Source organism: Enterobacter cloacae complex sp. IR5418 (assembly GCF_049238105.1).
Classification (GTDB): domain Bacteria; phylum Pseudomonadota; class Gammaproteobacteria; order Enterobacterales; family Enterobacteriaceae; genus Enterobacter; species Enterobacter hormaechei.
Genome location: NZ_JBMKHS010000071.1, coordinates 1 through 5,399, shown reverse-complemented (window position 1 = coordinate 5,399; position 5,399 = coordinate 1). Strand labels below are relative to the sequence as shown.

Sequence of the window (5,399 nt, the reverse complement as noted above, 5' to 3'; positions counted from 1 at the left end):
GAATAAGACAAAAGGCTGCCTCATCGCTAACTTTGCAACAGTGCCACTTCGCAGAACTATTCAAGATAATTCGGACAAGGAATTCCTGTTTCTGAAGAAAAAGTCGCCCCTGTCATTGTCCAGGGCCGTGTCACAGCTGCATCTGCCGGGCATAAGTCAGAAATACAATGAAAATCGCTACTATCCGCTGGGTGAGGCATCAGCCTCGCTCATTGGTGTGACCGGTGCCGAAAATAGAGGGCTGAGTGGTATTGAGCAGAGCTTTAACACCGTTCTGAGAAAGGACTTCGGGGTGAAAAAAATACGCAAAAACGCCAGGGGGGGCGTCATCAGCGTGATCCAGTATGACGCTCCGGAAACTGCACCGGCGATCAGGCTGAGTATTGACAGTGTGCTTCAGTATATTGTTTACAGCCGGTTAAGGGAGGGGGTCGAGCAACATCACGCCCAGTCAGGCGCTGCGGTGCTTGTCAGCGTAAACACCGGCGAAATTCTGGCTATGGCATCCTATCCGTCGTTTAATCCCAACCGTTTTTCCGGTGCCACTTCCGCTGAAATGCGTAACGTGGCGATTAATGACAGCTTTGAGCCGGGTTCAACGGTTAAACCCTTCGTCATTCTTGAAGGCCTGCGCCGCCATATTATCAGCAGCAGCACGCTTCTTGACACAAGGCCGTTCAGGGTTGACGGCCATCTTATCCGGGACGTGGGATACTGGCCGGCGCTGACGCCGACCGGCATACTTCAGAAATCCAGTGATACCGGAGTTTCACATATTGCCCTGGCGATGCCTTCGGATGCGCTGGTAAAAACGTATTCATCCTTCGGGCTGGGAAAACCGACAGGGCTGGGCCTTCCCGGTGAAAGTACTGGTTACTTTCCGTTCAGTCGCCATCGATGGGCTGATATTGAGCGCGCCACCTTCGCTTTTGGCTACGGCCTCCGGGTAACCCCGCTCCAGTTAGCCAGAGCCTATGCCACTCTCGGGGCCTGTGGCGTTTATCATCCGTTATCCGTTACACGGTTATCCGCGCCGGTGTACGGTGAGCAGGTGGCGGACCCGAAGCTTGCCGATGCTGTAATCAGAATGATGGAAAGTGATGTGTTACCCGGCGGAAGTGGCGTAAGGGCAGCTGTACCGGGCTACCGTCTGGCAATAAAAACCGGAACCGCAGAGAAGTTAGGTGCCGGTGGAAAATATGACGGGGGGCATATTACCTATACGGCAGGCGTCGCGCCGGCGAGCCGTCCTGAAGTGGCACTGGTTGTGGTTATTAACAATCCCAAAGCGGGACAGCATTTTGGTGGCTCAGTGGCGGCGCCTGTCTTCGGCCAGATTATCGGTCCGGTGCTTACCCGGCTGAAGATTGCACCGGATGCTTTACGTGCTCCGGTGGTACACCGACAGTCCGGCTGAACAGAGCCTGTTTACTCATTATTTATCTATTATTACTTAACTTAATTTTAAAAAGGATATTAATATGAAAAAGATCCGCCTTATTATAATCTCTTTACTGGCTGGAATGTGTACTCCAGCATTATCTACACCAGTCAATGTTACTGATACAATACAAAGCACAGAAGACCATATCAAAGGTCGGGTTGGTTTTACTGAAATAGACTTTTTATCCGGGAAGGTTCTGAGTAGTCATCGCCGTGAAGAACGTTTTCCTATGATGAGCACATTCAAAGTTTTGTTATGTGGAGCAATATTAGTACGTGTTGATAAAGGGCTTGAACAACTTGAACGCCGAATTACCTATAATAAGCATGACCTGGACGACTATTCTCCACTAACCAGTCAGCACATTGCAGATGGAATGACGGTTTCTGAGTTATGCAATGCTGCCATTACCACCAGTGATAACACTGCTGCAAATTTATTGCTATCAACTATTGGCGGGCCGGAGGGATTAACTCATTTTCTGCGTAGCACTGGTGATAGTTATACAAGGCTTGATCGACACGAACCCAGCCTTAATGAGGCGAAGCCTGGCGATGAGCGTGATACCACCACTCCGGCAGCGATGGCTCAAACGCTACAAAAATTGTTAAACGAAAGTGTACTTACAGAAAAATCTCGAAAAAAATTAATAAGCTGGATGCAGGAAGATAAAGTCGGCGGGCCTCTGTTCCGCTCTGTACTGCCAGCTGGCTGGATGATAGCGGATAAAACAGGAGCAGGTGATCACGGATCTCGGGGCATCGTTGCACTGTTGGGCCCCGGAGGCAAGCCATCTCGTATAGTAGTCCTGTATATTACAAATACTCATTCATCTATGAATGAACTCAACGAGCATATTGCAGGGATCGGAGATTCAGTAATTAAGAACTGGTAATATATTTACAGTGGATTTGACCCTATATATCCAGACGTTTTTGCTCTCTTACGGTTGCGATAACTTCCTGCGTATATATTCCCGTGGTGAGCGATATCCCAGTGCACTATGCGGATGATGTTCGTTGTAATGACTGAACGCCACCGCCAGATTCATCACCGCTGCCTCGCTGTCCGGTTTCGGCATGATGCTGATGTAGTCCCGTTTTATCGTCATCACGAAGCTTTCTGCTATGCCATTGCTTTCCGGGCTTCGCACTGCTGTCGTACAAGGCTCCAGTCCCAGCAACCGGGCGAACGCCGGCACTGTTGGCAACTGCCTTCCGAAGCGTTTTTCCACCGCACCCAGCATGACATCCTGCACCGTTTCTTTGTCATAGCCTCCGGTGCTCGCTGCCCAGTCAATGATCTCCCTGTCGCAGCAGTCCTGCGCGAAGGTCACCCGCAGCTTTTCGCCATTATCACAGCGGAACTCAAAGCCATCTGAGCACCAGCGCCGGTTACTTTCCGCTACTGCTACGCGCCCCTTATGGGCCCGCTTACGGCAAGGATCAGCGGGTTTACGTTCAAGAAGCAGATTATGCGTTCTCATAATGCGATACACCCGCTTTGCATTAACCACAGGCAGGCCGTCCCGCTCCGACTCCCGTCGCAGCAGCGCCCACACACGGCGATAACCATACGTCGGCAGGTCAGCCACCGCCATGTTTATCCGGGACAATACGGTGGTATCGTCAGAACGGGGCTGCCGTCTGCGATCCTGTCAGTCAGATGGCCGGTGAACCCGAATGCTCAACTGCGCACGCGACACGCCAAGACTTCTGCAAACGTCGCTTATTCGTCGTTCCCAGGCAACGAGGGCGCATGCGCAATCCATTTTTTTGCCCGGCCGAACTCCACGGCCTCTTTGAGTATCTCGGCTTCCATCGTCTTTTTGCCCAGAAGGCGCTGGAGTTCGCGAATTTGCTTATTGGCGGCAGCGAGTTCGGAGGCCGGCACCACTTCCTCGCCCGATGCAACAGCCGTCAGTGAACCGTCTTAATATTGCTTGCGCCATTTGAATATCTGGTTTGCATTGATGCCATGCAGGCGCGCGACATGAGACACGGTCATACCGGGCTCCATAGTCTGCTGAATAATGGCAATTTTTTCCTGCGGTGTACGACGCCGACGCCGCTCAGGTCCTGATAACACTTCAACCATCTTATCGTTCTGACTGGTATTAAACATAGTTCCAAGACTACCTCTTATTTTAAGAGAGTCGAAGTGTCTGGTGATCTATGGGGCCAGTCTAGCCCTCTTCCAAGTGTAGGGAGATATAGTCAAAGTTTGCTTCTCCGCCGATGAGTCCGCCCTGCGTCGGATAGTCCGATTTTTTACCGGCGAAGCACGGCTCTCCTAACCCTATCTAAAGCGAATAACTTTTTTCAACAGGGCCGCGTGCCAATGCAAGAGCGATAGGCGCTCTACGCGCCAATTTGACCACTTAAAACAGGTAAATTGAGGGGTTGTAATGTGTTGATGTAACAGGCTTTTATTTTAATGTCTTGGCATATGTATAATGGTAGTCTAGCCCTCCTTTCAACAAGGAGTACTCATGGAAACCTACAATCATACATATCGGCACCACAACTTTTCACATAAAGACTTAAGTGATCTCACCTTCACCGCTTGCACATTCATTCGCAGCGACTTTCGACGTGCTAACTTGCGTGATACGACATTCGTCAACTGCAAGTTCATTGAACAGGGTGATATCGAAGGCTGCCACTTTGATGTCGCAGATCTTCGTGATGCAAGTTTCCAACAATGCCAACTTGCGATGGCAAACTTCAGTAATGCCAATTGCTACGGTATAGAGTTCCGTGCGTGTGATTTAAAAGGTGCCAACTTTTCCCGAACAAACTTTGCCCATCAAGTGAGTAATCGTATGTACTTTTGCTCAGCATTTATTTCTGGATGTAATCTTTCCTATGCCAATATGGAGAGGGTTTGTTTAGAAAAATGTGAGTTGTTTGAAAATCGCTGGATAGGAACGAACCTAGCGGGTGCATCACTGAAAGAGTCAGACTTAAGTCGAGGTGTTTTTTCCGAAGATGTCTGGGGGCAATTTAGCCTACAGGGTGCCAATTTATGCCACGCCGAACTCGACGGTTTAGATCCCCGCAAAGTCGATACATCAGGTATCAAAATTGCAGCCTGGCAGCAAGAACTGATTCTCGAAGCACTGGGTATTGTTGTTTATCCTGACTAATTGCTTTGATGTGTGATTTTAAACGCTCAAATTTATAAAACGAATAATATTGTCAACCTTGCAATAATAGACATAGGGACAACCATGTATAAATTTTTACCCTCAGGCGTCTTCACAATAGAGCCATATAGCAGTGGGTCACTTAGTGGGCTTAATTTTTCCATTAAAGATAATATTAATATTGCTCAGTATAAAACATCATATGGTAGCCCATCTTGGCAAGTAAACATAAGGCTGCCATTTATAAGGCACTGTTGCAAAAATGTGGAGGTGATAGGGGTACTACGCCGGAACCCCAGATTTTTCCGTCCGTTCAAATTATCCACGGTTGAGCAGCTTGATCCCGTCCGCCCGCAGTTGACCAACAGGGGAAATATGCCTGTACAAAGTTTGCCGGGTTATCCCAAGTTCCTGGCATAGCGTACTGACCTTTGTTTCTGATTGTCCCATTGATGCCATTGCCAGTCGCAGTTTGACTGGCGTCATTTTATAAGGTCGGCCGCCGTTCCGCCCACGGGCTCTTGCTGATGCCAGACCTGCAGTCGTTCTTTCAGCAATCAGTTCGCGCTCAAACTCCGCCAGTGCGGCAAAGATACCGAAGACAAGCTTGCCAGCGGCCGTTGTTGTGTCGATAGTCGCCCCGTGACCGGTCAGCACTTTCAGACCGGTCCCCCTCGCGGTCAGGTCGTGCACTGTATTAATGAGATGACGAAGATCACGACCGAGGCGGTCCAGCTTCCATACGACCGAGAGCATAAAAAATATTGGGGCAGCGTGAGCTATGCTGCCATCGCTGGTCCCTTCCCG

At 49.7% G+C, this 5,399-nt stretch carries 4 protein-coding genes and 1 pseudogene; 3 read left to right on the top strand and 2 right to left on the bottom strand.

Going from position 1 to position 5,399, the window contains the following annotated elements; all coding sequences use genetic code 11:
• Together ACOTX7_RS23665 and ACOTX7_RS23660 are read left to right on the top strand one after the other, a co-directional pair.
• Window positions 1–1,417, top strand: a 1,417-nt coding sequence (locus ACOTX7_RS23665; protein ID WP_421626171.1) for a penicillin-binding transpeptidase domain-containing protein, incomplete at its 5' end; no start/stop codon positions are given.
• Between the two features lie 64 nt (window positions 1,418–1,481).
• Window positions 1,482–2,339, top strand: a complete 858-nt coding sequence (locus ACOTX7_RS23660) for a class A beta-lactamase LAP-2 (RefSeq protein WP_012477595.1) — start codon at window positions 1,482–1,484, stop codon at window positions 2,337–2,339.
• 48 nt (window positions 2,340–2,387) lie between these two features.
• On the opposite strand, the pseudogene ACOTX7_RS23655 reads toward ACOTX7_RS23660, so the two are convergent.
• Window positions 2,388–3,541, bottom strand: a pseudogene (locus ACOTX7_RS23655) (IS3 family transposase).
• A 394-nt stretch (window positions 3,542–3,935) separates the two neighbouring features.
• Here ACOTX7_RS23655 and ACOTX7_RS23650 point away from each other — a divergent pair.
• Window positions 3,936–4,592 (top strand): quinolone resistance pentapeptide repeat protein QnrS1, encoded by a 657-nt coding sequence (locus ACOTX7_RS23650; protein ID WP_001516695.1) that lies wholly within the window; start codon window positions 3,936–3,938, stop codon window positions 4,590–4,592.
• Window positions 4,593–4,910: 318 nt separating this feature from the next.
• Here ACOTX7_RS23650 and ACOTX7_RS23645 read toward each other — a convergent pair.
• Window positions 4,911–5,399 (bottom strand): recombinase family protein (locus tag ACOTX7_RS23645; RefSeq protein WP_241182558.1); only part of this gene is annotated, 489 nt, incomplete at its 5' end.

What these genes read in the sequence shown, in the direction of transcription:
- ACOTX7_RS23660 (WP_012477595.1), top strand. Translation starts at nt 1,482, where the DNA reads ATGAAAAAGATCCGCCTTATTATAATCTCTTTACTGGCTGGAATGTGT.
- ACOTX7_RS23650 (WP_001516695.1), top strand. Translation starts at nt 3,936, where the DNA reads ATGGAAACCTACAATCATACATATCGGCACCACAACTTTTCACATAAA.